The organism is Hyphomonas sp. BRH_c22, from assembly GCF_000961795.1.
Classification (GTDB): Bacteria; Pseudomonadota; Alphaproteobacteria; order Caulobacterales; family Hyphomonadaceae; genus Hyphomonas.
Genome location: NZ_LADU01000092.1, coordinates 67,964 through 94,620, shown reverse-complemented (window position 1 = coordinate 94,620; position 26,657 = coordinate 67,964). Strand labels below are relative to the sequence as shown.

Below are 26,657 nucleotides of genomic sequence, written 5' to 3'. Positions count from 1 at the left end.
CTTTGCCTGCGGGGAAAAGCCCTGATGTTCAAGCGTCATTAACGAAACCGGCCCTATTGTTAACCTCAGAAAATCAATCTGAAGGAACAGTCCATGGGCAGATCGCGCAACGAGAGGGGAAATTACGCCCCTTTTGACGATGATTACCGGGGATTCGAGATCCGCGATGACGAAACGGCTCGCGGGCCGCTGATTTTGGCGCTCGCCATTGGCGTGCTGCTGGTTTTCGGCGCTGTCGTCTGGAATACATACCGTCAGGGCGTTCGCTCCAATGGCGCTGGAATCCCAAGCGTCATTGCAGATGCACAGCCATACAAGCGGACGCCGGAAGACCGAGGCGGTGTCGCGGTTCCCGATACCGACAAGCGATTCTACGACCAGATGGACGCCTCCAACCGGTCCGAAGTGCCCGAATCTGCCGTTGCTGACCTTGATGGCGCCTCAAGCGACGAATTCCTGCAGGGCGGTCCGCCCATCGAACTGCGTCCGGGTGTCGAATCAGGCACGGACGACGGCGTTGATCCCGAGAACGGCATGCCGAACGTGGTTGCCGATCAGGTGCGCGCGCTGGCCAATTTGGACGAGCGCCCGGCTGATGATCCCGAAGACGCGGTTGATGTCGCGTCCGTAAACCCGGTGCCGATGCCAATGGCGCCCAGGGCGATTCTGCCGAGCCAAAGCAGCTCCGAGTTCGATTTCAGCGTTGGAGGCGCCTTTCTGGTCCAGATCGCCGCCTTCCGGTCCGAAGAAGCGGCCGAAGCTGCATGGCGCAAGGCATCTGCCTCGCGCCCCGACATCTATCAAGGCGCCGAGAAGCACATCCAGCGGGCCGATCTGGGCGCCAAAGGTGTGTTTTACCGCTTGCGCGTCGGGGCCTTTGCCGAAAGATCGGAGGCAATGGACTTCTGCGCCGCGCTCAAGTCCGCTGGCGAAAACTGCATTGTGGTGACTGGATAGTGACAAAGGCGTGCATTCTCAGCGTCTCAGGACCGATACTGACACCGGGAGAGCGGGCGCTCTTTTCCGCACATGACCCGTGGGGCGTGATCCTGATGGGGCGTTCCTGCGTCTCGAAACCCCAGATCCGCCAGCTCGTCTCCGACATCTGGGATGCAACCGGTCGCTCTACCCTGATCTTCATCGACCAGGAGGGGGGGCGTGTGGCCCGTCTGAAGGCGCCCGAATGGCCGCTTTTCCCGCGCGGCGAGGACTATGCGCTCGTCTATCAGTCTGATCGCGAACGCGGCCTGGAGGCCGCCTGGCTCGGCCACCGCCTGATCGCGGCCGAACTGGCCTCCCTGTCGATCCATGCTGATTGCGCGCCTGTGGTCGACCTGCCGGTGCCCGGCGCACATGATGTGATCGGCGACAGGGCCTTTGGCACCGAGCCGGAGCAGGTGGCCGACATTGCCCGCGCCGCCCTGAAGGGATTGGCGGATGGCGGTGTGGCGGGTGTCGTGAAGCATATCCCCGGCCATGGCCGGTCCATGTCCGACAGCCATCTGGAACTGCCGCGCGTCATCGCGAGCACCAACGAGCTGGCCAAGGATTTTGACGCCTTCGTGCGCCTTGCGGATGCGCCGATGGCGATGACCGCCCATATTGCCTACGATTCCATCGACCCCGGCGTCGCCGCGACCCTGTCGCCAGCGGTAATACAGGGCATCATTCGCGAGCGAATCGGGTTTGATGGCCTGCTGATGACGGATGACCTGGGGATGAGGGCGCTGGGCGGTAGCCTGACGACGCGTGCAGACGGTGCAATTGCAGCCGGATGTGACGTGCTGCTGCACTGTTCGGGCTTCCTGAAGGCGCCCGATGAAATTCTTGCGGAAATGACCGAAGTCGCTGAGGCTTCTCCTGTTACTGCGGGAAAGGCCCTTCAACGGGCGCAGCGGGCCGAGGCTATGACGACGGCGGAAATCCCTTTCGATGCCCAGGCAGGCTGGGCCCGCTTCCATGAACTCTTCCCTGAATTCAGGGCGATGGCATGAGCCTGGACGTCATCTCCATCGATGCGCTGTCGGCAGACGCGCAGGACGCCGAAGCGGGTGACATTTTCCGCGTCGATGTCGATGGCTATGAAGGTCCGCTGCACCTGCTGCTGGAACTCGCCCGTCGCCAGAAAGTGGACCTGCTCCACCTCTCCATTCTCGACCTCGCGGTCCAGTATCTCGTCTTCATCGAAGACGCCAAGACCCGGCGCATGGACCTGGCCGCCGACTATCTGCTGATGGCCTCGTGGCTCGCCTTCATGAAGTCGCGCCTCCTGCTGCCAAAGCCGGAAAAGCTGGACGATGAAGAGCCGTCAGGCGAGGAAATGGCCGAGCGTCTCGCGTTCCGCCTCAAACGTCTTGATGCGATGCGCACGGCCGTTCAGGAACTGGAGGCCGGTCCGGTCCTGAACAATGTCATTTTCCTGCGCGGCCGCCCGGAACAGCCGCGGGTCGTCAAGCACACTGAATTCAAGGCGTCGCTCTACGAGCTGACACAGGCCTTTGGCGCGATACGCGAGCGCAAGGAACAGGAAGCGCCTCACAAGATCGAGCAGCAGTTCGTCCTGCCGCTTGAACTTGCCCGGACCACGTTGCGTGCCTTGCGCGAGCAATTGAGCCAGTGGTCCAGTCTGGACGACATCCGGATCAGCATGACCGATGTGGACCCCTTGTTGCCGCCACGCTCGGTCACCGCCAGCGTGTTTGCGGCCGCACTCGAACTTGCCCGTGACGGGGAAGTCGACGTGCGTCAGGACGCCCATTTTGCGCCACTTTACCTACGTAATGCAGGAACCAACCCCGGGGAGGGCAGGGATGCAACCGCTTGAGAAGTTTGAAATGATGGATGATTCACCTGAAGAGACGCGGGATCCCTTGGCCCAGCTGTCCTTCGCCTACAAACGGTCCGAAGCCGAACTGGCTGGCGGCGTCGAGGAGGCCCTGTCCGAGGGTATCCGGCGCGCCGAGGCCATCCTGTTCGCCGCAGGCGAGCCGCTTTCAGCAGACCAGATTGCAGAAATCCTGCCGCACGGTGTCGAGTCCGCCGAAGTCCTGATGGCCCTGCGCGCCATGTATGCGAATCGGGGCGTGAACCTGGTTGAAGTCGCCGGCAAGTGGCGGTTCCAGACGGCGCAGGACCTGTCCTACCTGTTCGTGGAAGAGCGCCAGGTTCAGAAGCGACTTGGTCAGGCGGCGCTCGAGACCCTCGCGATCATCGCCTACGGCCAGCCCGTTACACGGGCCGAGATCGAAGCCGTTCGCGGTGTTGCCGTTGCCAAGACCACGATCGACTCGCTGATGGAAGCGGGCTGGGTCAAGATCAAGGGCCGCCGCAAGACGCCGGGCCAGCCCATGACCTATGGCACGACGGATGCCTTCCTTGAACATTTCGGTCTCGAAAGTTTGGATACGCTTCCCGGCAAGGCCGATCTCGAAGCCGAAGGCCTCTTGTCCGATGTGATCCCCTCCGGCGTCCAGATGCCGGACGAGGAAGCACTCAACGACGAGGACGTGCTCATCCATGATTCTGCGGATGTCGAACCCGTCGATGCGTTCGTTACTGACTATATGGATGAGGAAGACGACGCCGAGGCAACGCCGGAGGCCAGCACAGACACAGGCTTCGACGATGACGAAGAGTCAGAAGCGTCTGTCCACGTGATCGAAGACGAGGCCGCCGAAACAGCAGAATCCGAAACAGTCGAGGACGATTCCAGCGGCGTCAGCGTTTTTGCCTATCTCAAGCCCCGCCCGCGGGCCGCAGAGGACGATGACGAATTCGACCGCGCAAGCGTCAAGGCCGCCGTCATCCAGCTCGCGGCCAATCCGCGCGAGCCAGAACGCCCGATGAGCGACTGGGACGACGAGGAATAAGGCTCATGCTGCGGGCGGCTCGAACCTGAAACGCTGCTCTTCGTCGAACATGCCAAGGATGTCGTCCTCGGCCGTGCCGGCACCGATGTTGTGAATGACGTAGCGGTGCCCCATGGGCGTCACCTTGTCTGACACGATACCGACATGTGGCAGCCTGCCATTGAGGCGCATTGTGTAGATGTCGCCAGCCTGCCAGTCTGCCAGGTCGCCGGGGACAGCGAGCCGCGTGCCATGGCGCCGGAAATAGGTCTCCAGGTTTGGCACGCGCCTGTGGTCGATATTCCTGTCAGGCCGGGTCAGCCCCCAGATTTTCGGATAGGCGCTGAACGCCGCCGCCATGTCCTTATGTACGGCTGACTGCAGGTCGAAGCCGAAGGCGTCTCGATAGGCCCGTACAAGCACGTCCGTGCACACACCGCGGGCTCGCGGAACGTCGCCATTCGGAAAGTCCAGGCTGACATAGGCGGGGTCATATGACAGCGTGATGCCTATCTGCTCACGTGCAGCCATGATGAGACGGGTCTCCCAGGGGATCAGGCGTTCGCCAAGAACGCTCGGAACGAGTGGGAGGGCCAACAGGCCGGAGAATGCGGCACGTCGCGTGATCATGCAGGCAGCAGATCATTTCGATGCGGCAGCAATAGGTCGAAAATGGCGCCCAATCGGCGCAACCACACCCCTCCGCACTCTTACAGCGCCTTTATGCGACCACAGGCACACGTCCCGCACCCCGCCAAACCCGCTCAGAACCCCTTCAGAACGGCAATTTCGTCCACGTCGGCGCGTTCGGCGCGCAGCGAATTGACGGGATGGTCGGCGTCCGGGATGCCCACGGCGATCCCGCACCAGACCATTTCGGCAGCGCCAAGACCGAAATGTTCCTTCAGCATTGGGCGCAGTATTCCCCAGCATTCCTGCATGCATGTCCCCCATCCGCGCTCCTCAGCGAGCAGGGCCAGGGTCTGCAGATACATGCCGGTATGGCCCCATTGGCCGTGGCCCATCCGTTCGTCAATCACAATGAATACGGCGACCGGCGCCCCGAAGAAGCGAAAGTTATTGGCAAACCAGGCAAGGCGCGCCGCCCGGTCCGACTTGGGGATATCCAGCACGTCATACATCATCTCTCCCACACGGCGCCGTCGTGCCTCGTGCGGTTCCCACAGGTCCTTCGGATAGATCGGCCGGTCGGTCGGCTGACCTGCCGGGCTGTCCTTCAGGACGCTGGCTGCCTTGGCGATAATCTCGTCGCGGGCATTCCCCGTCACCACGATCACACGCCACGGCTGCGTATTACCCCCGGATGGCGCGCGTTGCGCTGCTGTTAGCCAGTCGCGTATCTCACGCTCCGAGAGGGTATCGGGTTTGAACGCGCGCGTTGAAATGCGCTGCGCGACTGCGGTGGAAACATCCATGAAAAAACCTCCCGTCAGGATATGACGGGAGGTTTAGCAGTCTTTGCGCGGCGTCAGCCAACAGGCTTATTTTGGATGGCAGATAACGGGCATCCAAGTGTAGCCCTTGACGAAGGCGCCAGAGGTCAGCGATGGCTCGGCTAGCACTTCGATGTGGCTGAAGCGCTCCATGATTTCCTGCCACAGGATCTGCAGCTGCAGCTCCGCAAGGCGGTTGCCTACGCAGCGGTGGATACCGAATCCGAAGGAGATGTGCCGGCGCGCATTCGCCCGGTCGATGATGAAGTCGTTCGGGTGGTCCCAGAAGCGCTCGTCGCGGTTGCCGGAGACGTACCACATGGCGACCTGGTCACCCTTCTTGATCGTCTTGCCGTGCATCTCGACGTCTTCGAGCGCGGTGCGGCGCATGAAAGCGAGTGGCGTTTGCCACCGGATTGTTTCCGAGACCATGTTCGGGATCAGCGAGTGGTCGGCTTTCAGTTTTTCGTACTCAGCCGGGAACTTGTTCAGCGCGTAGACAGATCCGGTCATCGAATTGCGGGTCGTGTCATTGCCGCCAACGATGAGCAGGATGACGTTACCAAGCAGCTCCATCGGCGTCATGTTGCGAGTCTTTTCGCCATGGGCCAGCAGGCTGATAAGATCATTTTTCTCGGGCATCGCGCCACGTTCCTGGAAGATGCCCATGAACGTTGTGAGGCAGGTCATCATCTCCTGCTTCCACTGTTCTTCCCCGCCGGGGCAGATATCGGGATTGTTCATGTTCGTCGAAACATCCGACCAGCGGGTTAGGTCCCGGCGGCGCTCGAACGGATAGTCGAACAGCGTGGCCAGCATCATTGTCGTCAGTTCCACGGACACCTTATCGACCCAGTCGAACGGCTCTCCGACAGGAAGGCTGTCCAGCAATCCCTGCGTCCGCGAGCGGATCAGGGGTTCATATTCCTTGAGCATGTTTGGCGCGACGGCAGGTTGGACAGTGATTCGCTGCTCGGAGTGACGCGGCTCGTCCATCGCGATGAACATCGGCATTTCAAAGTCTTCAAGCGGCGCGCCAAGCGTGATTCCGCCATGTTCCCAACTGGATGAGAAGCGCTTGTGATCGGTGTCGATGGCCATGATGTCCTCATAGCGGGTGACCGACCAGTATGGCCCGACAAAACTGTCTGGTGTGAAGTGGACCGGGTCTTCGTTACGCAGCCGCTCAAGCCGGTCCCAGTACTTGCCCTGACGCCAGACCTCCGGGTCGACGATGTCCATCGTCGTGATGTCGAGCGCAGACGCGGGCGGCACGTCCTCTCCCACGCGCAGGTATCCGGGATGAAGGGGTTCACGGTCCGAAACTTTCGGGCGCTGAAGCGCAGGGTGATCAAAGATTTGTGCGGTATCGGCAGCCATATTTTTCCTCCGAAGGGTCCCTGAGCGGGACACCAGTTCTGTTACAAGCCAAGAATATCACACCCGGTACCAAAAAACCATGACGCATGCGTCATTTATTTTTGTTGACCTTGAATCACGCCAGATGCCTTTCTGCGCGGGCATTCAGAATGGCGAGGCGAAGGGCGGTCGCGAGTGATTTGCGCTCTGGCGGCGTCAGAAACCGGCCGATGACATAGGCCGTGCGCCCATGCTCGATTCGCAGCCAGCTGGTCGTGGTCAGTGGTTCATCGAGTTCGACGCGTGCGAAGGCTGCGGGCAGTTCCACGGTTCTTTTGGTGCCGTCGGATTTGCGATGGTGCAGCACGAGCGATTTACCTGTGACCGTAACCCGGGTCTCTTCCCGTTGTTGTCTGAACGACCATCGAAACGCCAGGTAGATGGCCAGTGCGTCCAGTCCGAAGAAGCCCAGTATTGGAAAAGCCCCGATTGAAACGAACGCAACTCCGTAAAAGAAGCTGACAATACCAACCACCGCCATGACAATCGCAAATCCGTGCGGACTGAGCGACCGGTTGGGCGTTAGCACAGCGTCGAAATAGATGGTTTCCTGAACCTCAGACATGGGAGTTTATCTAGCACGCGCTTGCGCAGGGAAAAGTGCGTCTTAAACACATAAGTCATGACTGACAAAAAGACCGTTCAGAAGAAGACGACGAAAACGCGAGCCCCGCGGACCTTTGGGCGTGAGCGTGCGATTGAACTCTATCAGGCGCTGGCGCAGGACAGGCCGGAACCGCGGACCGAACTTGATTTTACCAGCCCGTACACCCTTGTCGTCGCAGTCGCATTGTCTGCGCAGGCAACAGATGTCGGAGTGAACAAGGCCACCGCCAAGCTTTTTGCGGTCGCAGATACGCCTGAGAAAATGCTTGCGCTGGGAGAAGATGGCGTGGCCGAACATATCCGCACGATTGGCCTGTGGCGGAACAAGGCCAAGAACGTCATCGCACTCAGCCAGATGCTGATCGACAAGTTTGACGGGGTCGTTCCACGCACGCGTGAAGAACTTCAGGAATTGCCCGGCGTTGGGCGCAAGACGGCGAATGTCGTCTTGAACGAGGCATTTGGCGTACCGACTATTGCCGTCGACACGCATGTGTTTCGCGTTTCCAACCGAACTGGCCTGGCGCCAGGAAAAACCCCCGACCAGGTGGAAATGGGACTGGAGCGAATCACGCCACCGCAATTCAGGCATGGCGCACATCACTGGCTGATCCTGCATGGCCGGTATGTGTGCAAGGCTCAGACCCCTGAGTGCTGGCATTGTGCCATCGCGCATTTGTGCAAATACAAACCCAAGACGCCAGATCCGGCGACGGTCTCCCGGTTGGGCCCCAGGGCGAAAGCCAAGCCACGCAGAGAGCGCGGTACGTGACATTTCCGCCAGTCGATTTGCTCGCTTTATGCAGGCAACATTACCAGAACGCCTTGGTCACAGAATGCCGCGAGACGTGCGCAATGAAACTCATCCTGAAGGTGGTTTCGCCGTGGTTGTTGATGACGTCGGTGCGCAATACCTAGGAGCCAGACCTGAGGCGCCTGACAATCGCAGAGGCCATTTTTGCGCCAAGACCGGGACCCTCATGCGGGTAAAGATATGGCTCTATCAACTCCAGTTCCATCAGCAGCAGGTCACCTGCCTCGCCTCTGAGCATATCCACACGGCCGTAAAGCGGTGCGGTGTCCAGCATCAATATAACCGCCTGTGCTGATGCAAGGTCAGCAGGCGAGGGGGTGACGGCCTGTTCAGTCCCGCCGTAAGATGACTGAATGCGATAGTCGCCCGACGCTGCGCGTTTGACGAGGGCGTGACTGAATTCGCCGTCGATGAAGATGAAACTGATTTCGCCTTCGTCTTGAATCATCTTTATGAAGGGCTGAGCCATCATGGCATGGGGCATGTCAGGGATCGGAGCGCCACGCTTCAATCGATGCTGGTCCTTCGCGCCGGCGCCCACCTGGCGCTTGAACACAAGGTCGTCACTTCCCAGCATGTCGAAGGCGTTCTCGACATCCTCTCGCGTGACCGTATCGAGCCAAAGCGTCGGAATGAGCTTTGCGCCATTCATTTCTAGGTGCCTGAGATAGGTTTTTCTAATATTCCAGAGCACCAGTTCGGACGGATTGAAAAGCCTAGTCCGCTGGCCAATCCGCTCAATCGTGGCCAGGAACTCATCCAGCCGGTCCCAATAGTCCCACGTTGTTCCGATAATCGCTGCATCGAACGATGCCCAGTCGGCCTCAGCATCATCCCAGGAAATGTCGATCAGCGTCATGCCTTGCGCCGCAAAGGCGGGAACGAGCGCATTCATCATGTAATCGTGCTCGAAGGCATCACCTCGCCGTATATCGGAACCGGGCAGGGTGACTCGGGAGGCAAGGTAGGCGATCTTCATGCCCGCCCGTTTATCATGCGATACGGTTGCGTCCATCAGTGTTGTCTGGCAATCGGCGATCAGGAAAACCAAGGCTGAGTAATCATGACATCCACCCGTTTTGACGTTGTCGGTTTGGGCAATGCGATCGTCGATATCCTGTCGCGTGCAGATGATGCCTTTCTCCAGGAGTGGGGCATCCAGAAAGATGCGATGACATTGATTGACGAGCCTCGCGCCCATGCCTTGACGGCTGAGACGAAGAACCCGGTCATCACGTCGGGAGGAAGTGGTGCAAACACGATTGCTGGTATTGCGAGTTTTGGCGGCAGTGCGGCTTATATCGGCAAGACCGCGAATGACGATCTGGGCCGGCAGTTCCGGGAAGAATTGACCAACTCGGGTGTCCCCTTCGCCACGCATCCGCTGGATGGCGGACCTGCCACTGCCCGCTGCATCATATTCGTGAATGACGATGGCGCACGGAGCATGAACACGTTCCTCGGTGCATCGGTCCTGTTCTCCAAGGCGGATGTTGACGAGGACGTGGTAAGGGCCGGGAAGATCCTCTATCTTGAAGGATATCTATTCGACAAAGACGACGCCAAGACAGCGTTCGTTCATGCATCCGAGATTGCGAAAGCCGCCGGTCGTCTTGTCTCGCTGACCCTTTCGGACAGCTTCTGTGTCGATCGGCACCGTGAAAGCTTCCTGCATCTTGTGCAGAACCATGTCGATATTCTCTTTGCCAATGAAGAAGAACTCCTCTCGCTGTACCAGACGCGAGACTTCGATGAAGCCATCTCGCGCCTCCAGGCGGATACGGCCATCGCGGCCGTTACACGGAGCGAAAAGGGCTCAGTCGTCATTGGTGACGGTGAGCCGATTGTCATTCTGGCGGAACCCATTGCGAAAGTCGTCGATACAACCGGTGCCGGCGATCAATATGCAGCGGGATTCCTGTTTGGATATGCCAAAGGCCTGCCGCTCGTGACGTGCGCACGTCTCGGGCATATCGCAGCTGCGGAAGTAATCAGCCATTTCGGGCCAAGACCTGAAGTTTCGCTTGCAAGTCTCGCCCTGGCCGCCGGGATTGATGCCTGACGACGCATAGGCGACACGCCTGACAGAGCCAGCCCGACGTACAGCACTGCCGAATCGTGATTAAGTGCTGTTTCGGAACTCCAACTGGTTTGCGAGGTGGTTGGCCCATGAAATGGTCGGAACTTTCAGACAACTGGTGCCCCGTGGCGCGAACGCTGTCCGTGCTCGGAGATCGATGGACCCTGCTGATCCTGCGTGACTGTTTCCTTGGATTGTCGCGTTTCGAGCAGTTTGCAGATTCGAGCGGCATGACCCGGCACATTCTTACCGACAGGCTGAAGCGCCTGGTTGATGCCGAAATACTCGTCAAGAAGGCCTATTCGCAGGCCCCGAAGCGGTACGATTACGTTCTCACGGAAAAGGGGATTGAACTGGCACCCGCCCTGATGACGCTTCGGGACTGGGGCAAGAAACACTTGCCGGTCCGTCGCGCGACATCGGCGTGAATACTCCAATCTAGAGTATGAATTTCGACAGATCCGCGTTACTAGCGAGGCCCGCGACCCTCTCGTTCACATAGTCGGCTGTGATCGTTATCGTTTCTCCAGACTTGTCAGGCGCGTCGAAGCTGATCTCGTCCAGCAGGCGCTCCAGCACGGTCTGCAGCCGCCGCGCACCGATGTTTTCGACCGAGTTGTTCACGGCTTCCGCGAGGTCGGCCAAACGGTCGATTGCGGCATCCTCGAATTGCAGCGTGACATTTTCGGCGGCCATCAAGGCTTGGTATTGTTTCACGAGGCTGGCTTCGGGTTCGACAAGGATGCGGCGCAGGTCGTCGCGTGACAAGGCTTCCAGCTCCACCCGGATCGGCAGGCGGCCCTGAAGTTCCGGCAGCAAATCGGACGGTTTCGAGACGTGGAAGGCGCCAGACGCGATAAACAGGATATGGTCTGTCTTCACGGCGCCGCGCTTGGTGGACACAGTGGTGCCTTCGATCAAAGGCAGCAGGTCTCGCTGGACACCTTCACGGCTGACATCTGCGCCGCCGCGATCCTTGCGCGCAGCAACCTTGTCGATCTCGTCGAGGAACACGATACCGTCCTGCTCGACGGATTCGACCGCTTCGCGCACGATCGCATCCTCATCCAGCAACCGGTCAGCTTCTTCGTCCAGAAGCGGACGATAGGCTTCCTGCACCGTCGTTCGGACGCGCTTGGTACGCCCGCCCATCGCCTTGCCGAGAATATCTGACAGATTGATCATGCCCATCGATCCGCCTTGCCCGGGAATGTCCATCATCTGCATCGGATTGGCAGTGTCCGAAAAATCAATATCGACCGGCTTGTCGTCGAGCTCGCCAGACCTGAGCTTGCGTCGGAAGGCTTCCCGCGTGGACGCCTGCGCATCTTCGCCGACCAGGGCGTCGAGCAAGCGTTCCTCTGCTGCGTCCTGGGCCTGCTGGGCCACGCCAGCCCGCTTCTGCTCCCGGATCATACCGATAGCGGCTTCCACGAGATCGCGGATGATCTGCTCCACGTCCCGGCCGACATAGCCGACCTCGGTGAACTTCGTGGCTTCGACTTTGAGGAAGGGGGCATTGGCCAGTTTCGCGAGGCGTCGCGATACTTCGGTTTTGCCCACGCCTGTCGGGCCGATCATCAGGATGTTCTTTGGCGTGATTTCGTTGCGCAAGGCCTCGGGCGCCTGCTTTCGGCGCCAGCGGTTCCGCAGGGCGATGGCCACGGCGCGCTTGGCGCCGTTCTGGCCAACAATGTGGCGATCAAGTTCGGCAACGATCTCACGAGGTGTCAGGTTTTGCATTCGGGGCTTTCAGGTCGTTCAGGATCGAAGAGAGGCACGATTCAGGTATCGAGCGTCTCGAGCGTGAAATTGGCATTCGTGTAAACGCAGATGTCGGCTGCGATCTGCATGGCCTTGCGTCCGATCACTTCGGCATCTGTCTCGTACTCATACAGGCCCCGTGCAGCTGCGAGTGCGAAGTTTCCCCCCGATCCCACGGCGACGACATTGTGTTCAGGCTCAAGCACGTCGCCTGCCCCGGTGATAACCAGCGTCACGTCCTTGTCCGCCACGATAAGAAGGGCCTCAAGCTTTTGAAGGTATTTTTCGGTGCGCCAGTCCTTGGCAAGTTCCACGGCCGCGCGCTGCAGCTGGCCTGGATGGCGCTCCAGTTTGGCTTCAAGGCGTTCGAACAGTGTGAAGGCATCCGCCGTGGCGCCAGCGAAGCCTGCGAGGATTTCTCCACCCGCAATGCGCCTTACCTTGCGCGCGTTTCCCTTCATGATGGTCTGGCCCATCGAGACCTGACCGTCACTCAACATAGCCAGCTTTCCGGATTTTCGGACGGCGAGTATTGTCGTTCCATGCCAGATGGCGTCAGAATTTGCATGCTGCTTCATGGCATGAGATGTGGCTGATAAGGCCGTGCGGCGCAAGACACGTGCGCTCATCTGTCCAGAGCGCACCTATTGTCACAGAATTGTCGTGGAGCAGCATTAAAGGGGCACCATAAACGGGGATTTCGGACTGGATGTTTCAACAGCTCGGCCATTTGCCCATGGGTTGGTTGATGCTCGCATTGCTCGCAATGCTCGCGTCGGGCGCCTTTTTTGTGGGGCGCGTTCAGGCCGAGCGGTTTTCCGGGCCTGCTGCTGCCCGCATCCACTCCCGGCCAAATTATCACGGCTACTTCGTCGCGATGTGGACCTTCGTGCCCGCCCTGATCGTGGCATTGGGGTACGGTCTCATGGGCGAGAGCCTCGTGCGATCGCAGCTCGTGAGCGAACTCCCAGCCAATTTCCTGAAGATTCCAGGTGTCGAATTGGGCGTTTACCTGGACGCCGTATCACGAGCTGCCGTCCACAACGACTATACCGGCGCCGACCGTGTCTTCGCCGCCATTACGAACCGCTACCTCGAAATTCAGGGGGTGGTGAAACTGAGTGCGATCGGCTTGGCATTGCTGGGTGCGACTGTTGGCTTTGTTCTGGCCAGGCGCCGCATTGTGCCCGGCTTTCGGGCGCGAAATCGCGTCGAGGCCGGCATTGAACTCATGCTGTTCCTCTGCGCGGCCATCGCGATCGCGACGACTGTCGGAATTATTGCTTCGCTTCTCTATGAAAGCCTGAGGTTCTTTGCGGAGATTCCGTTCTGGGATTTCCTGTTTGGAACGCGATGGAACGCTCAGACAAGCGCCGAGTTCGGCGCGTTGCCCCTGTTCTTTGGCACCTTCATGATTGCGCTGATCGCGATGCTGATCGCTGCGCCGGTTGGCTTGTTCGCCGCTATATATCTTTCGGAATATGCGGGGCCCAAAGTGCGGGGCTGGGTCAAGCCGATCCTCGAAATCCTCGCAGGCATCCCGACGGTCGTGTATGGCTTTTTCGCGCTACTTGTCGTCGCGCCGTCTATCCGCTCTCTCGCCGTCTGGATCAACACAACGCTCATCTCATCCGGTTTGACGAGCGAGCCGCTGCTCGCAGCCCAGCCGACGAGCGCGCTGGCTGCAGGGCTGGTGATGGGAATAATGGTAATCCCGTTCGTGTCGTCCCTCTCCGATGATGTCATCAATGCTGTGCCGCAGACGTTGCGCGATGCGGCATATGCAATGGGCGCAACCAAGTCGGAAACGGTCAAGCACGTCGTTCTGCCTGCCGCGCTGCCTGGGATCATTGCGTCGCTTTTGCTGGCAGTGTCGCGTGCAATCGGCGAGACCATGATTGTCGTCATGGCGGCGGGACAGCGGGCGCGCATCTCCGCCGATCCAACCGCAGACCTGACGACGATTACAGTCCAGATCGTGGCGCTGCTGACCGGAGAAACGGAATTTGACAGCCCGAAAACCTTGTCGGCTTTCGCGCTTGGCCTGGTCCTGTTTGCGGTCACGCTCGTATTCAACCTGATCGCGCTTCGCGTCGTCCAGAAGTATCGGGAAAAATATGACTGACGTCGTGCAAGGCCCGTTCAGAAACGAAAAGGCATTGCGCCGCCTGAAGAAGCGGCGCGCCGCAGATGTGCGTTTCAGGACCTATGGGTTATCTGCAATCGCTTTCGCATTGCTGGCCTTGTCGCTCTTGGTTGCATCGATCGGATTTCAGGCGGTTTCGGCGGCGACGTATCATGTCGTGCGGTTCGACGTTGTGCTTGACCCACAAGTGATTGCGCCGGACGGTGAGGACACGCCTGCCGACATTTCCCGCAATGTGGATGGTTTCTATTCACTGCTCCGTTCCGATTTGCTTGAGACCTTCCCTCAAGCCGCAGATGACCGTCTTTCCCGGCTGCGGCTGGGCGATCTTGTCACGCGCCTCGCTGTTCTGCCGGTTGCCCGCACGGTTGCTGAAAACCCGACCCGCATCGGGCGCAGCATGACGATTACTGTTCCATTGAACGATGATCTGGACCTCTACCTGAAAGGCGCTGTTTCAAAGGACGCACGCGTGCACATCGGTGAGATCGCGTCTGTTTCCGAAACTACACAAAACGAAGTTAGTCTTTCCGGCCCCTCGGCATTCAGGGGCCTGGAAGCCATGATCTCCACTTTGCGTGCGGAGGACGGAGACGCGGTGGATGCGCGATCGGTTCTTCTGACGTCCGGTTCCTCCACAGGCCGTGTGACACACCTTGAAACAGGCGCTGCACACGTCACCATGCTTACCGGGTCGGCCGACGCGTTTCGTGGCGCGCGTCCGGTGGCGCGAATAATCGCGCTGCCTGAAACGGAGCGAAACGTGTCCGATCAGCAGATTGCCTGGACTCTGGCGCTTAAGGAGATGGGACGCATCTCTCGCGTTCCGCATTTCAGTCTCTTGACCAATACCGACAGCACCTATCCCGAGATCGCTGGCGCGCTGGCGGCGATTGTCGGCTCGTTGCTGACGATGCTCGTGACGGCTTTCATTGCCATTCCGGTCGGGATATTTGCGTCGATCTATCTAGAAGAGTTCGCCCCCCGTAATCGCCTGACGGAGATCATTGAGGTCAATATCAACAATCTGGCGGCTGTTCCTTCGATTGTCTTTGGTCTTTTAGGCGCGGCCGTGTTCCTCGGCTTTTTCGGTCTGCCAAGGTCTGCGCCATTGGTGGGCGGTCTCGTGCTTGCGCTCATGACGCTGCCGACGATCATCATTGCCTCCCGCGCTGCCCTGAAATCGGTGCCGCCCTCCATTCGAGCCGCTGCCCTGGGCGTTGGCGCTTCCAAAATGCAGTCGGTCTTTCACCACGTCCTGCCTCTTGCCGGGCCGGGTATCTTGACAGGTGCCATTCTCGGCATGGCGCGCGCATTGGGAGAGACGGCGCCGCTGCTCTTGATCGGCATGGTCGCGTTTGTCGCAGACGTCCCAAGCAGTCCAACTGATGAGGCAACGGCTCTTCCTGTGCTGATCTTCAGCTGGTCCACCAATGCTGAGCGGGCATGGGAACCGATGACTGCGGCAGTCATCGTGATACTGCTTATGTTCCTTGTTACAATGAATGGAATTGTCGTCTTGTTGCGGCGTCGGTTCGAACGGAGATGGTAATGGAAACAACAGTCACCGAGAGCCGCGAGAACGCGTCGTCCGAGTTGAGCGTGGATCAGGGCGAGGGACTCACATTCCCCAGGATCGAATGCCGGAATATAAACGTATTCTATGGCGACAAGCAGGCGATATTCGATATTTCGCTGTCAATTCCGGATCGCGCAGTGACTGCGCTGATTGGGCCATCCGGTTGCGGGAAATCGACTTTCCTGCGGTGCCTCAATCGCATGAATGACACGATCGAATCCTGCAAAGTGACGGGCGAAATCATCATGGATGGTGAGAACATCAACAACCCGGATATCGATCCCGTGTTGTTGCGTTCGCGTGTCGGCATGGTTTTCCAGAAGCCGAACCCATTCCCGAAATCCATTTACGATAACATCGCATACGGTCCCCGCATTCATGGTCTTGCGGATTCCCGCGAGGATCTCGACGCGATGGTCGAAAAAAGTCTCCGGCGCGCCGGTCTCTGGGAGGAGGTCAAAGACCGCCTGACATCACCCGGTAACAGCCTCTCAGGGGGGCAGCAGCAACGCCTGTGCATTGCCCGTGCGATCGCCGTCAGGCCGGAAGTCATTCTCATGGACGAGCCTTGCTCGGCGCTCGACCCCGTTGCGACGGCCCGTATCGAGGAACTTATCGACGAATTGAGAAAACGCTATTGTATCGTTATCGTGACCCACTCCATGCAGCAGGCGGCACGCGTGTCGCAACGCACAGCCTTCTTCCACTTGGGGGAACTGGTCGAAATGGGTGACACGGACCAGATTTTTACCAATCCCCGGGAGCGTCGCACCGAGGATTACATCACCGGTAGATTCGGCTAAGGTTCGGCTCATGTCTGATCATATTGTCTCTGCATTCACAGAAGAGCTCGACAAGCTCGCGGCCGATATCCTCCGGATGGGCGGCATCGTCGAAACCATGATCCTGGATGCCTGTTCCGCGTTGAACAAGAATGACGTCAATGCTGCGCGAGACGTGGTTGCGCGTGACGTTCAGGTCGACAAGCTCGAGGCCGAGGTGGAGCGACAGATCGTCAGCCTCATTGCCAGGCGCCAACCCATGGCCCACGATCTGCGCGCCGTTTTTTCCGCGTTGAAAGTCGTAGGCGAACTTGAGCGCATCGGCGATCTATCCAAGAACATCGCCAAGCGCACCCAGCGCCTCGACGAGAACGTGGGCATGTCCATGCGCAAGGGGATCTTCCGCATGGCGGGTCCGGTATCCCGCCAGCTCAACATGGTTCTGGACGCCTACGCGACGGGAAATGCCTCAGCGGCCAAGGCCGTCTGGGAGGGCGATGACGATATCGACCAGCATTACAACTCGCTGTTTCGCGAGATGCTGACCTATATGATCGAGGATCCACGCACGATCGGGGCAGGGGCCCACATGCTCTTCATGGCCAAGAATCTCGAACGGATAGGCGATCACTGCACCAATATCGCCGAGTTTGTGTACTTTCAGGCGACGGGAGAATATCTCTTGTCGATGGACCGACCCAAAACCCCCCAACTTGACGGCTGACGGCCGCATATGAGGAATACAGTATGAAGCCCTTCGTGCTCATCGCAGAAGACGAGAGCGCCGTCTCCGAACTGCTGCTCTATAATCTTCAGAAGGAAGATTATGAAGTCGCTGTCGCTGCAGATGGTGAGGAAGCCTTGATGATGATCGACGAGCGCGCGCCCGATCTCCTCCTGCTCGACTGGATGCTTCCTAAGGTCAGCGGAATCGAAGTCTGCCGCCGCATTCGTAACGGCGGGGCGAATCCGAACATGCCGATCATCATGCTCACCGCCCGCGGCGAGGAAAGTGATCGCATTCGTGGTCTTGATACGGGTGCGGATGATTACGTCACGAAGCCATTTTCGACAACTGAGCTTATGGCGCGGGTGCGCGCCGTCCTGCGCCGGATTCGTCCGGGCCTGAAGGAAGACAAGATTTCCGTTGGCGATATCGTGATTGACCGCGTTGCCCACCGGGTGATGCGCAATGATGGCGAAATTCATCTCGGTCCGACAGAGTTCCGTTTGCTTGACTATTTCATGCAGCATCCCGGGCGGGTCTTCTCGCGCGAACAGCTGCTTGATACCGTCTGGGGATCTGACGTCTATGTCGAGGCGCGCACGGTTGATGTCCATGTCGGGCGGCTGCGCAAGGCGCTCCGTCAGGACGGCGGAGAAGATCCGATCCGGACCGTCCGCTCTGCCGGTTACGCCTTGCGCGGAAATTAGAACAGTTCGGCCAGGAAGTCCGTCAGCGACGCAAAACTGCGCCTGTCGGCATCGGCGCTGTAAACCGTTCCCATGGCGGAGTCATTGGCGCCCAGAGTCGTAAAAGCATGCATGGCCTGTCCGTGTGCGTGCAGTTGCCAGTCGGCGCCGGCCCCGTCCATTTCCTTCGCAATCGACAGGACGTCATCAGGTGTGGCCATCGGGTCCTGCCAGCCATGCTCGATCAACACCTTCGCCTTGATCTTCGGGGAAGGGAGATTTTCGGCGGGCCGGAAGAGACCGTGAAACGCGCACACGCCCAGCACGTCATGGCCTGCGCGAGCCATATCGAGAACACTCAACCCTCCGAAGCAGTAACCTATCGCCGCTGTCTTCGCTGCGTTCACACCGTCCTGTCTCTTCGCGGCGGCAAGTCCGCCAGCCAGTCGCTTTTGCAGCTCGGCCCGATCGCCCACTAACGGATTCATCAGCGCCTGGCACTGCTCGACACTCACGCCACGTTTGCCCTTGCCGTAAACATCCATGGCAAAAGCAGCATATCCCAGCTGGTCAGCAATCGCTTGCGCCTTCTGCTTTTCATTGTCGCCAAGTCCGCCCCAGGCATGGGCGATGACCACCAGAGGCGTATTGGACTTTCCGGCTGGCCGCACGAAAAAGCCTTCATACGTCTTGCCGTCTACTTCATAATCAACTGCGCTCATGGCGGTATTCCTCTCATGGTTTCTGCTGCCAGATACACGACAAACGAGGCGGTGTTTCAACCCCGGCAGCGATTAGTATGCGCTTTCTAGACTTATTCCCTATTTTTGGGCTCATGGAACAACCACGAAGGAGCCAAAAAATGGCAAAGTCGAAAGCGAAAGAAAAAAACAAGGCCCGCGCCAAGGCGGAAAAAGTCGGCAAGGCCATTGAGGCCAATTCTGCCGACATGGCCCACAAGATCTGGCTGGCAGGTGTCGGTGCCTACGGAAAGGCCTATGACAGCGCGCTAGCGGGTGCGAATGTACTCAACACCCAGTCTGCCGAGGTGTTTGAAGACCTCGTCAAGCGTGGTGAAGAAATCGAAAGCGACGTACGGTCGCGCCTTTCCGGAGACGAGCGTGTCCTGAAGGCCGGCCAGCAAATGGCCAAGGCTGCGGCTACTGCCCGTGAATTCCAGGTTCAGGCGCGCGATCAGTTCGAAGCCCGCATGGAGCGCATGCGTGACTTGCTCGGTGTGAAGGGCCTCGGTTCCAAGGGCGAGAAAATCCACAAGAAGCTGGACAAGCTTGAGGATGAAGTTTCCGAACTTGCCGCCAAGGCGAAAGCCGCAACTGGCGATGTGAACCTGAAGGCACGCCTTGCGCGCCTCACGGCGGAGATCGAAGCGGTTGCAGGTGAGACAGGTGCTGATGTCGCAAAAACGGCCAAAAAGGCTGCGAAGAAGACATCTGCTGCTGTCAAACAGGCCGTCGCTCCCAAAGCCGACACCAAAGCCAAGACAGTTGCCGCTGACGATCTTTCCAAGATCACAGGCGTCGGTCCCGCGATGGCGAAGAAACTCGCTGCTGAAGGCATCACCACCTACGCCCAGATCGCAGCTTTGACGAAAACAGACATCGCTGCACTTGATGAAAAGATCGGTGCACGTGGCCGGATCACCCGGGATAGCTGGGTGAAGCAGGCAAAAGCCCTGAAGAAATAGTGCTGCCGATACAGAAGGGCCGTCTCAGAACGAGGCGGCCCGTTTGTTCAACCGGAAACAGTCTCGTAATGATCTATCATTCGGGTCAGCGTATCAAAGCCAGCCGCACCCATATAGGGAACCATCAGACACATGACCTGGAATACGGTTTTGTGGATGAGCGCCGGGCCATCATGTGTTGCTGATCCGATTGCGTCGTTTGCGAGCCAGAATGTCATGGACATCATGATCTGGTCTGTAAGCGCCGTTTCCAGACGGGGATCGAGCTGCAGTACGTCGCTTTGGGATAGATCGTGCAGGACCCGCGTTATTGTCCGCCGCTTTTCGGCGACAAGGGCCCGGAACTTGACGGAAAGATCGGGATACCGATCAAGCAAGACGCCCAGGTCCCGGTAGAAGAAGCGGAAGTCATAGATCTCTTCGAGGATGATGTAGAGATAGACCCAGTTATCCTCGATGGACGTCACACCGCCTTTCGAGCCGCGCAGTATGATCCGCATTTCATCTTCAAAGGCACTGTAGAGGGCTCGGATGATCGCGTCCTTGCCCTTGAAGTGATAATACAGATTACCAGGACTGATTTCGAGCGCGTTTGAAATATCCACAGCCGTCTGCTGCGCCTCTCCTTCCTCGTTGAAGAGAAGCAAGCTGACTTGAAGGATACGATCGCGTGTTTTCATGGGTTAACTTGTAGTTTGACATGCAATTATCACTATGGAACGAATTTTGTTTCAAAGTTTACAAGTCTCTCTTTCCTAAATCGAAAGAGAAAATAGCTAAGTCGGCGGCGTGGTCCATGTGTCCGCGAAAGACCGGCACACTGGGAGGATAACAATGCCAACACCACAGGAAGAGATCGCAAGGAACGCGGCCGAGAGCACCACAGCGCTCAATCCCCTCATGGGCGGTATAAACCGCCAGGAATTGTTGGGCGCCGTGGCCATGATGCTGCGGTCGACCATGACCAATCCGGTGACGACTGCCAAGACGGCCGGAAAGATCACGGCAGAGAACGCCAAGATCCTCATGGGCAAGTCGGATCGCAAGTCCGACCGCAAGGATCGCCGCTTCCAGGACCCGGCATGGGAGCATAACCCATTCTACAAACGTGGCATGCAGGCTTACCTGGCCACACAGGCGCACCTGAATGAATGGGTAGGCGAACTCAAGATGAGCGAACTGGAGCACGCCCGCGCCAAGTTCGTGATGGGCATGATCACCGATGCCATGGCGCCGACGAACACGCTTTTAGGCAACCCAGCGGCCGCGAAACGCGTCGTCGACTCAGGCGGCATGTCGCTGCTCAAGGGGCTCCAGAATCTCTACACTGACCTGACAAAGAATGGTGGCATGCCGTCGCAAGTGGACAAGCGCCCCTTCAAGGTTGGAGAAAACCTTGCGACCTCAGTCGGCTCTGTTGTCTGGAAAAACGACATGCTGGAACTTATCCAGTATGCGCCGACCAGCGAGAAGGTGCACAAGACACCGATCCTGATCATCCCTCCACAGATCAACAAGTACTATGCCAACGACCTGACGCCCCACACGTCGATCGTCCAGTTCCTGCTCTCGCAAGAGCTTCAGCCGTTCATCGTGTCCTGGCGTAATCCGACCAAGAAGCACGCCGACTGGGGTCTGTCTGACTATGTCGACAGCCTGGTTCAGGCCAGTGAGGTCATTCGGAAGATCACGAAATCTCAGAAAATCAACGTCGGTGGAGCCTGCTCGGGCGGGATCACGACAGCAACTTTTGCGAGCCTTCTGGCTGCCGCTGATGACAAGCGAATCAATGCGCTCACTTTCATGGTCTGCGTGCTCAACCCCCAGCGTGACGACAGCGATCTCGGGCAGATCGTCTCCGATGGCAGCCTCGAAATCGCGCGCAAATATTCACGGCGCAAGGGCGTTCTCAAGGGCGACGACCTCGCGCGCATGTTCGCCTGGATGCGTCCCAACGATCTCATCTGGAACTATGTCGTCAACAACTACCTGATGGGGGAAGATCCGCCGCCGTATGATGTTCTGTACTGGAACAATGACACGACAAACCTGCCAGCCCAGCTTCATTCCGACTTTCTGGATTTCGGCCTGAACCAGCCCTTTGACAATCCGGGTGAAGTGGAAATCGCCGGACACAAGGCGGATCTGACCAAGGTGACGTGCGACGCGTTCGTCGTTGCCGGCCTGACCGATCACATCACGCCCTGGAAGGCCTGTTACAGGACCCCGGCCCTGCTCGGATCGAAAAACATCGAGTTCGTTCTCTCCTCCAGCGGTCACCTGCAATCGCTCATCAACCCGCCCGGAAATCCAAAGGCAAAATATTTCCGCAATACGGAAATCAAGCCTACGGCGGATGAATGGGCAGCCACGGCTGAAGAGCATGCCGGCTCATGGTGGCCACTTTGGGGCGAGTGGCTCAAGGAACGCTCAGGTCCGCTCAAGGTGGCACCCAAGACTTGCGGCAGTGAGGCCTTCCCCCCACTTTATGCGGCACCGGGCAAATACGTCTTCGACGAATAAGGCGCCGGTACTGTCGAAACGACAAAGGAACGAGTCATGGCCGCATCAGAACCGCGTCCTCGGATTACCATGCAGGACGTCGACGGCGTCCTGTTGCGCACAGCCTTCTGGGCGGCCCGGATCGACGAGGGCAAGCGGCCGCTGCTCTTCTTCAATGGAATCGGCGCCAATCTGGAACTGACCCACGCGCTCGGAGACATGTTTCCTGATCGTGACATCATCACGTTCGATGTGCCCGGCGTCGGCAAGAGTCCCGTCACGCAATGGCCCTACCGTCCGTGGATGCTCGCACGCTGGGCACGCAAGCTGCTTGACCAGTTCGGCATCGACGAAGTCGACGTCATGGGCGTGTCCTGGGGCGGCGCGCTCGCCCAGCAGTTCGCATTCCAGTACCGCAATCGTGTCGGCAAGCTCATCCTGTGCGCAACCACCGCTGGCATGACCATGGTGCCGGGCAAGCCGGCCTCGCTGTCCAAGATGGTCGATGCCCGACGCTACACAGACCCGAACTATATGCGCGACAATTTCGCGACGCTCTATGGCGATGAGGCAGACGCCCAGGCTGGTGAGCATATTACACGCCTGATGCCGCCTGACCCCAAGGGTTATATCTTTCAGCTTTTGGCCTTCATCGGCTGGTCCAGCCTGCCATTCATTCGCTTCCTGCGCATGCCGGCCCTGGTCATGATGGGTGACAATGACTCAATTGTCCCGCTCGCAAACGGCCATATCCTGAAAGTGGCGCTGCCGAATTCACGACTGCATGTCGTGGAAGGGGGCGGGCACCTGTTCCTTGTCACGCGCGCTGCTGAGACAGCCAGCGTGATCAAGGAATTCCTCGCCGAGGGTGATGCGTTGCCGGCTCAGGCCGCGGCCTAGGTTTCCATCAGGTCTTCAGCCTGGGCCTTGACGGCCGCATAGTCGATCTTGCCCGTGCCCAGAACGGCGATCTCGGGCACATGGAACACGCGGCGTGGCACTGACAGTTCGGGAACGCCGTGATTTTTGGCCCAGGCCAGAATGTCCTCACGATTGCAGGCTTCGGAGTCGCTCAGCAGGACAACCTGCTCCCCCTTGCGCGGGTCAGGCATTGTGACGGCGGCGTGCAGATTGTCCGGCCACACGGCGCTGGCGCAGTTCTCCACGACCGCCAGTGATACCATCTCGCCGCCGATCTTGGCGAAGCGTTTGACGCGCCCCTGTATCCGGATGAATCCCTCATCGTCGATCGCCACGATGTCGCCCGTATCGTGCCATCCGCCTTCCGGCCGTTCCAGGACGCCTGGACGGGAAGGCCGCACATAGCCCAGCATGATGTTCGGGCCCTTGATCTGCAAGCGACCACCCTCAGCGATGCCGTCGACCGGCACAAGCCGGGATTCCATATCCGCCATCAGCCTGCCCACCGTTCCAGGCTTGTTGTGTTCCCACTGATTGGCGGCAACGACAGGCGACGCCTCAGTTGCACCGTAGCCTTCAAGGATTTCGATGTCGAATTTTCGACGCACCAGTGCGCGGGTCTCATCTTTCACGCGTTCTGCTCCGCACACCGCCAGTCGGATCGAGCTCATGTCGCCTTCAGCGCCGGTGCGGGCGTATTGGGAAATGAACGTGTCCGTTGCCAGCAGGATCGTCGAACCATTGCTCCGTATACGCTTGACGATTTCACGGGGCTGCAAGGGAGTCGGGTGGAACATGACCTGAATGCCCGCCACAATGGGCAGGATCGCGCCAACGGTCAGCCCGAAGCAGTGGAAAGTAGGCAAGGGGTTGAAGACCTTGTCAGTCTCTGCGCTGAGGCCGATGTGCGCGCGAACCTGTTCGACATTCGCCATGACGTTTTCGTGGCTGAGAACAACGCCCTTTGGTTCGCCCTCGGTACCCGATGTGAAGAGAATCACGCCGGGAGATTTGTACCGCGGCTTGGGGCGGACCAGGCCCGGCATGACCGGCCCAATAACAGCCGCCAATTTGTTGCCTGCGGTCAGCGTCTCACGGACGTCTTCGAGGTAGACAATTTCTGCAACAGTGCTGAGCTCGGCGATCAGGGCTTCCAGCCCGGCCAGATCGACGAACTTGTGTGCTGTCACGATGCGCTTCACGCCAGCCGCGGTCATGGCGCCCTTCAGGTTGGCCGAACCCGCAGTGAAGTTCAGCATGGCAGGCGTGCGATCATAGGCGCTCAACGCGTAGAACGCGATAATGGCACCAGCGCCCGTGGGCAGCATGACGCCGACGGCCTCGCCGCGCTTCGTGCCCTTCTTCAAGGCTGCGCCCAGGCCGAAGGCGGCCCGGATGATTTCCTTGTAGGTCAGCTCGCGCTCGTCCCCATCAACAACGATCACCTTGTTGCCGCCAAATTCGTGTTTGGCGCGCAGGAGCGCTGAAAACAGGTCGATATGTGTGCGTGCTGGCCGATACGTAATCGGCGATGGAATGGTCACGCTGGTCATCAGTGGCCCTTTGACTTGGTGAGGTCTGCCTCACTTTTGTAACATTTTGTCACGTAAGGACACGTGCGCAATAGAGAATGCAAGTTTGCATATGCACCCTGCGCTGCAATTGCCTTGATGAATCAGGCGCTCGCGTCCATCTTGGTGCCATGGCCACACTCATTGATCTCACGCCTTCCGGTCGCAAGCACCGCCACCCGGAAAAGCAGTCTCGCCCCGACACACCGATTCTGCGAAAGCCGGACTGGATTCGCGTCAAGGCTCCCACTTCGGCGGGATATGCGGAAACGCGAGAACTCGTGAAATCGAAGGGCCTGATTACGGTTTGTGAAGAAGCCAGCTGCCCCAATATCGGAGAATGCTGGGAGAAGAAGCACGCAACCATGATGATTCTCGGCGACGTCTGCACGCGTGCCTGTTCGTTCTGCAACGTGTCGACCGGCAAGCCGCTCTCTGGGGTGGACGCTGACGAACCGCGCCGCGTGGGCGAAGCCGTCGCCGAAATGGGTCTTGAGCACGTCGTCATAACGTCTGTTGACCGCGACGACCTCGAAGACGGCGGTGCGATGCATTTTGTTCACGTCATCGAGGCGATCCGGTCGGCATCACCGCGCACGACAATCGAGATTCTGACACCGGATTTCCTGCGCAAGGATGGCTGGGAAAACCGGGTCATTGATGCCCGTCCCGATGTCTTCAATCACAATCTTGAAACCGTGCCGCGCCTGTATCTGGGCATTCGCCCCGGTGCGCGCTATTTCCACTCACTCCGCCTGCTCCAGAAGGTGAAGGATCGCGATCCGTCGCAATTCACTAAATCGGGTCTGATGGTTGGCCTTGGCGAGACCAAGGAAGAGGTCATGCAGGTCATGGATGACATGCGGTCGGCCGGCGTCGATTTTCTCACGATTGGGCAATATCTCCAGCCAACTCGCAAGCACGCCGCGATTGACCGGTTCGTGACGCCTGATGAGTTCAAGGCCATGGAAGAGATCGCGAGGGCCAAGGGCTTCCTCATGGTGTCGGCCACGCCGCTGACCCGTTCCAGCTACCATGCCGGCGAAGATTTCGCCCGTATGCGTGCCGCCCGCGAAGCTAGGCTCGCAGGTTCGCCAGCCTGATATGCCCCGGTTTTCCAAATCGGTTCGCGTGCCGTACTCAAAGCTGCAGGCATTCGATCTGGTGTCGGATATCGCAAGTTATCCCGACTTCATCAAATGGATCACGGCCATGCGTGTGTCGGACACGCGAACGGATGAGGCCGACATAAATCATTCCAGGGGCGATGCCGTTGTCGGCTTCAAGGGCTTCGTCGAGCGGTTCTCGACGGCCGTGTCTGCAGATCCGCTAGCGGGTACGGTCGTCGCCAGGCTGATCAAGGGGCCGTTCCGCAGACTGCATGCGCAATGGACCATTATCCCCCTGGAGCGCGGGGGAACCGATATAGCGCTGGAGATCGACTACGAGTTCCGCAACGTGCTGATCGCCATGCTGGCGGCTGCCAATCACGACATCGCCGTTGATCGCATCATGAGCGCCTTCCTGGTCGAGGCACAGAAGCGTTACGGGCAGACGCCTATCGAATCTGCACCTGAATGAGGTTCAGGGCGGCTTCAACTGAGGCCATTCGCACTTGAGACCGGCCAATGTCGCCCAGTTGCAGCATTTCATGCACGACGGCCCGGTTCTCCCGCGCGCAGGCAACATGCACCGTGCCGACCGGTTTCATGCGCGTACCGCCGCCGGGCCCTGCCACGCCTGTGATGGCGACGGCGATGTTGGCCCGGCTCGCCTCGAGGGCACCTTCCGCCATCATTCTCGCCACTGGTTCCGACACAGCGCCATAGTCGGCGATGACATCCCCGGCGATGCCCAGCATCTCCTCCTTGGCGCGGTTCGTATAGGTGACGAAGCCGCGCTCGAACACGCTCGATGATCCGGGAATATCGGTGAACAGGGCGGCCAGCAGCCCACCTGTGCAGCTTTCGGCAGTGCATATCTTGAGACGCGCCTGTTCGGCGTCGTCGAGGATCAGCATGGCGAGATTTCTGAGGCGATCTGTAAACATGCA

28 protein-coding genes are annotated in these 26,657 nt (G+C 59.0%); 17 read left to right on the top strand and 11 right to left on the bottom strand.

Features of this window, described 5'->3' with window-relative positions; all coding sequences use genetic code 11:
* Positions 1-93: 93 nt before the first annotated feature.
* Genes VR74_RS13105 through scpB form a run of 4 tightly spaced genes read left to right on the top strand, consistent with a single transcriptional unit; the run spans position 94 to position 3,869 of the window.
* On the top strand, positions 94-957 hold the full coding sequence (locus VR74_RS13105) for an SPOR domain-containing protein (protein ID WP_045697466.1): 864 nt from the start codon (positions 94-96) through the stop codon (positions 955-957).
* The gene (locus tag VR74_RS13100) at positions 957-1,994 is read left to right on the top strand and encodes a glycoside hydrolase family 3 N-terminal domain-containing protein (RefSeq protein WP_299950471.1); all 1,038 of its coding nucleotides are present in this window, start codon (positions 957-959) and stop codon (positions 1,992-1,994) included. The genes VR74_RS13105 and VR74_RS13100 overlap by 1 nt, the downstream gene beginning before the upstream one ends.
* Positions 1,991-2,824, top strand: a complete 834-nt coding sequence (locus VR74_RS13095; protein ID WP_045697464.1) for a ScpA family protein — start codon at positions 1,991-1,993, stop codon at positions 2,822-2,824. Before VR74_RS13100 ends, VR74_RS13095 begins: the two co-directional genes overlap by 4 nt.
* A complete protein-coding gene (scpB, locus tag VR74_RS21040; RefSeq protein WP_299950468.1) occupies positions 2,811-3,869 on the top strand; it encodes an SMC-Scp complex subunit ScpB in 1,059 nt (352 codons plus the stop codon). Before VR74_RS13095 ends, scpB begins: the two co-directional genes overlap by 14 nt.
* Before the next feature lie 3 nt (positions 3,870-3,872).
* Here the strand turns inward: scpB and VR74_RS13085 are convergent, their stop codons facing one another.
* The 4 genes from VR74_RS13085 to VR74_RS13070 all read right to left on the bottom strand — a co-directional run bounded on the left by VR74_RS13085 (position 3,873) and on the right by VR74_RS13070 (position 7,286).
* Complete coding sequence (locus VR74_RS13085) at positions 3,873-4,478, bottom strand: DUF1287 domain-containing protein (RefSeq protein WP_299950465.1); 606 nt, start codon at positions 4,476-4,478, stop codon at positions 3,873-3,875.
* Between the two features lie 134 nt (positions 4,479-4,612).
* Entirely contained in the window at positions 4,613-5,284 is a 672-nt protein-coding gene (locus tag VR74_RS13080) for a nitroreductase (RefSeq protein WP_045697463.1), read from the bottom strand.
* A 66-nt stretch (positions 5,285-5,350) separates the two neighbouring features.
* A complete protein-coding gene (locus VR74_RS13075) occupies positions 5,351-6,682 on the bottom strand; it encodes a cytochrome P450 (RefSeq protein ID WP_299950463.1) in 1,332 nt (443 codons plus the stop codon).
* Positions 6,683-6,797: 115 nt separating this feature from the next.
* Complete coding sequence (locus VR74_RS13070; protein WP_045697461.1) at positions 6,798-7,286, bottom strand: DUF2244 domain-containing protein; 489 nt, start codon at positions 7,284-7,286, stop codon at positions 6,798-6,800.
* Between the two features lie 57 nt (positions 7,287-7,343).
* Here VR74_RS13070 and nth point away from each other — a divergent pair, with 57 nt between their 5' ends.
* The gene (gene nth, locus VR74_RS13065) at positions 7,344-8,099 is read left to right on the top strand and encodes an endonuclease III (RefSeq protein ID WP_045697459.1); all 756 of its coding nucleotides are present in this window, start codon (positions 7,344-7,346) and stop codon (positions 8,097-8,099) included.
* Between the two features lie 142 nt (positions 8,100-8,241).
* On the opposite strand, the gene VR74_RS13060 is transcribed toward nth, so the two are convergent.
* Complete coding sequence (locus VR74_RS13060; RefSeq protein WP_299950460.1) at positions 8,242-9,192, bottom strand: hypothetical protein; 951 nt, start codon at positions 9,190-9,192, stop codon at positions 8,242-8,244.
* Between the two features lie 12 nt (positions 9,193-9,204).
* Here VR74_RS13060 and VR74_RS13055 point away from each other — a divergent pair, with 12 nt between their 5' ends.
* Both VR74_RS13055 and VR74_RS13050 read left to right on the top strand, forming a co-directional pair.
* Complete coding sequence (locus tag VR74_RS13055) at positions 9,205-10,203, top strand: adenosine kinase (protein ID WP_045697457.1); 999 nt, start codon at positions 9,205-9,207, stop codon at positions 10,201-10,203.
* A 107-nt stretch (positions 10,204-10,310) separates the two neighbouring features.
* A complete protein-coding gene (locus VR74_RS13050) occupies positions 10,311-10,649 on the top strand; it encodes a helix-turn-helix domain-containing protein (protein WP_045697455.1) in 339 nt (112 codons plus the stop codon).
* 10 nt (positions 10,650-10,659) lie between these two features.
* On the opposite strand, the gene hslU is transcribed toward VR74_RS13050, so the two are convergent.
* Complete coding sequence (gene hslU, locus VR74_RS13045; protein ID WP_045697454.1) at positions 10,660-11,964, bottom strand: ATP-dependent protease ATPase subunit HslU; 1,305 nt, start codon at positions 11,962-11,964, stop codon at positions 10,660-10,662.
* A 41-nt stretch (positions 11,965-12,005) separates the two neighbouring features.
* Positions 12,006-12,563: an ATP-dependent protease subunit HslV gene (gene hslV, locus VR74_RS13040; protein WP_045697563.1), complete on the bottom strand. Its 558-nt coding sequence runs from the start codon at positions 12,561-12,563 to the stop codon at positions 12,006-12,008.
* A gap of 158 nt (positions 12,564-12,721) precedes the next feature.
* Here hslV and pstC point away from each other — a divergent pair, with 158 nt between their 5' ends.
* The 5 genes from pstC to phoB are packed head-to-tail and all read left to right on the top strand — an operon-like array spanning position 12,722 to position 17,926.
* A complete protein-coding gene (gene pstC / locus VR74_RS13035) occupies positions 12,722-14,110 on the top strand; it encodes a phosphate ABC transporter permease subunit PstC (RefSeq protein WP_045697452.1) in 1,389 nt (462 codons plus the stop codon).
* Positions 14,103-15,683 (top strand): phosphate ABC transporter permease PstA, encoded by a 1,581-nt coding sequence (gene pstA, locus VR74_RS13030; protein WP_045697450.1) that lies wholly within the window; start codon positions 14,103-14,105, stop codon positions 15,681-15,683. Before pstC ends, pstA begins: the two co-directional genes overlap by 8 nt.
* Entirely contained in the window at positions 15,683-16,513 is an 831-nt protein-coding gene (gene pstB, locus VR74_RS13025; RefSeq protein WP_299950457.1) for a phosphate ABC transporter ATP-binding protein PstB, read from the top strand. The genes pstA and pstB overlap by 1 nt, the downstream gene beginning before the upstream one ends.
* Before the next feature lie 10 nt (positions 16,514-16,523).
* Positions 16,524-17,216: a phosphate signaling complex protein PhoU gene (gene phoU, locus VR74_RS13020; protein WP_045697448.1), complete on the top strand. Its 693-nt coding sequence runs from the start codon at positions 16,524-16,526 to the stop codon at positions 17,214-17,216.
* A 23-nt stretch (positions 17,217-17,239) separates the two neighbouring features.
* Positions 17,240-17,926: a phosphate regulon transcriptional regulator PhoB gene (gene phoB / locus VR74_RS13015; RefSeq protein ID WP_045697447.1), complete on the top strand. Its 687-nt coding sequence runs from the start codon at positions 17,240-17,242 to the stop codon at positions 17,924-17,926.
* On the opposite strand, the gene VR74_RS13010 is transcribed toward phoB, so the two are convergent.
* A complete protein-coding gene (locus tag VR74_RS13010) occupies positions 17,923-18,627 on the bottom strand; it encodes a dienelactone hydrolase family protein (RefSeq protein WP_045697445.1) in 705 nt (234 codons plus the stop codon). The two genes, phoB and VR74_RS13010, sit on opposite strands and share 4 nt — an antisense overlap.
* Positions 18,628-18,767: 140 nt before the next feature.
* Here VR74_RS13010 and VR74_RS21035 point away from each other — a divergent pair, with 140 nt between their 5' ends.
* Entirely contained in the window at positions 18,768-19,610 is an 843-nt protein-coding gene (locus VR74_RS21035) for a phasin family protein (protein WP_299950454.1), read from the top strand.
* 47 nt (positions 19,611-19,657) lie between these two features.
* On the opposite strand, the gene VR74_RS13000 is transcribed toward VR74_RS21035, so the two are convergent.
* Positions 19,658-20,290: a TetR/AcrR family transcriptional regulator gene (locus tag VR74_RS13000; RefSeq protein ID WP_045697443.1), complete on the bottom strand. Its 633-nt coding sequence runs from the start codon at positions 20,288-20,290 to the stop codon at positions 19,658-19,660.
* A gap of 154 nt (positions 20,291-20,444) precedes the next feature.
* Here VR74_RS13000 and VR74_RS12995 point away from each other — a divergent pair, with 154 nt between their 5' ends.
* On the top strand, positions 20,445-22,133 hold the full coding sequence (locus tag VR74_RS12995; protein WP_045697441.1) for an alpha/beta fold hydrolase: 1,689 nt from the start codon (positions 20,445-20,447) through the stop codon (positions 22,131-22,133).
* A 36-nt stretch (positions 22,134-22,169) separates the two neighbouring features.
* Complete coding sequence (locus VR74_RS12990; RefSeq protein WP_045697439.1) at positions 22,170-23,012, top strand: alpha/beta fold hydrolase; 843 nt, start codon at positions 22,170-22,172, stop codon at positions 23,010-23,012.
* On the opposite strand, the gene VR74_RS12985 is transcribed toward VR74_RS12990, so the two are convergent.
* Entirely contained in the window at positions 23,009-24,586 is a 1,578-nt protein-coding gene (locus VR74_RS12985) for an AMP-binding protein (protein ID WP_299950451.1), read from the bottom strand. The two genes, VR74_RS12990 and VR74_RS12985, sit on opposite strands and share 4 nt — an antisense overlap.
* Positions 24,587-24,735: 149 nt before the next feature.
* On the opposite strand from VR74_RS12985, the gene lipA reads away from it, so the two are divergent.
* Together lipA and VR74_RS12975 are read left to right on the top strand one after the other, a co-directional pair.
* Positions 24,736-25,707, top strand: coding sequence for a lipoyl synthase (gene lipA / locus VR74_RS12980; RefSeq protein WP_045697437.1), 972 nt, complete (start codon positions 24,736-24,738; stop codon positions 25,705-25,707).
* 1 nt (position 25,708) lies between these two features.
* The gene (locus VR74_RS12975) at positions 25,709-26,185 is read left to right on the top strand and encodes a type II toxin-antitoxin system RatA family toxin (protein WP_045697429.1); all 477 of its coding nucleotides are present in this window, start codon (positions 25,709-25,711) and stop codon (positions 26,183-26,185) included.
* Here the strand turns inward: VR74_RS12975 and VR74_RS12970 are convergent.
* A complete protein-coding gene (locus tag VR74_RS12970) occupies positions 26,163-26,654 on the bottom strand; it encodes a CinA family protein (protein WP_045697427.1) in 492 nt (163 codons plus the stop codon). The genes VR74_RS12975 and VR74_RS12970 overlap by 23 nt on opposite strands.
* Positions 26,655-26,657: the final 3 nt, after the last annotated feature.